Consider the following 1,102-nt stretch of genomic DNA (forward strand, 5'->3'; position numbering starts at 1 on the left):
TCAGCACGAGGATCGAGGTCGCCAGGAAGGTCCAGCAGAAGATCGGCAGCCGGAACATCGTCATGCCCGGGGCCCGCATCGTCAGGATCGTTGTGATCATGTTGACGGCGCCGAGGATGGTACCGACACCGGAGACCGCGAGACCCACGACCCACAGGTCGGAGCCCACTCCCGGCGAGTACACCTTGCTGTTCAATGGCGAGTAGGCGAACCAGCCGAAGGACGCGGTGCCGTCCGGGGTCAGGAACCCGAAGATCACCGCCAGGCTGCCGAACAGGAAGAACCAGTAGGACATCGCGTTCAGCCGCGGGAACGCCACGTCCGGCGCGCCGATCTGCAGCGGCACCAGGAAGTTCGCGAACGCGAACGCCAGTGGGGTGGCGAACATGAGCAGCATCAGTGTGCCGTGCAGCGTGAAAAACTGGTTGTACTGCTCGTTGGAGAAGTACTGCAGCCCCGGGCGGGCGAGTTCCGCCCGCATCATCACGGCCAGGACACCGGCGAAGAGGAAGAACCCGAACGACGTGACGGCGTACAGGATGGCGATGTCCTTGTGGGACGTCGTCCGCAGATAGCCGAGCAAAGGGGTACGTGGCCTGGTGTGCGCGGCGACGACATCCACCGGCTGCGTCCCGCTATCCGCTGCTCCGCCCGGTTCTCTCGGTTGGTGTAGAATCGTCACGTTCGGCTCCCGATGTTCGTCGTCCGCACGGCGCCAGAATGCGCGTGGAAAGCGGCGGACGGGCCGGGGAAAGGCTAACGTGGCGACCGGTGTCCTGGCCGTAGAACCGTCGAGTTTCTTCGGATTTATTCGCGATGCGCAGGCAGGCGAGGCCACCCGGTGGAGGTCATCCGGTGGTCGAATTCCCGTGCCTTTTCCGATGAATCGGGTGGAAAGCGGTCGGCAGTGCGGGCCAGCAGGGCCGGAGCGTGCTGTCGCCGCACGCTCGCTCTCAGGCCGGCCGCGCGCCGGGCCGCCCGTTCTCGACCACCCAGGTGGCATCCGTGGACGTGGGCGAGTGGCGATGTCGGCGACGACCCGCATGTCCGCGCGCCATTCGTCCGGGGTGACGCGAACGCGTGTGTAACCTCGCCGGTCACC

Annotated in this window: 1 protein-coding gene; it reads right to left on the reverse strand. The window is 66.0% G+C overall.

The features are described 5' to 3' along the window. The coding region (locus AC08OU_RS24415) for a cytochrome c oxidase subunit I (RefSeq protein WP_476605916.1) at positions 1-682 on the reverse strand (682 nt) is incomplete at its 3' end. Between the last annotated feature and the right edge of the window lie 420 nt (positions 683-1,102).

Source organism: Frankia sp. CcMO1, assembly GCF_977945845.1.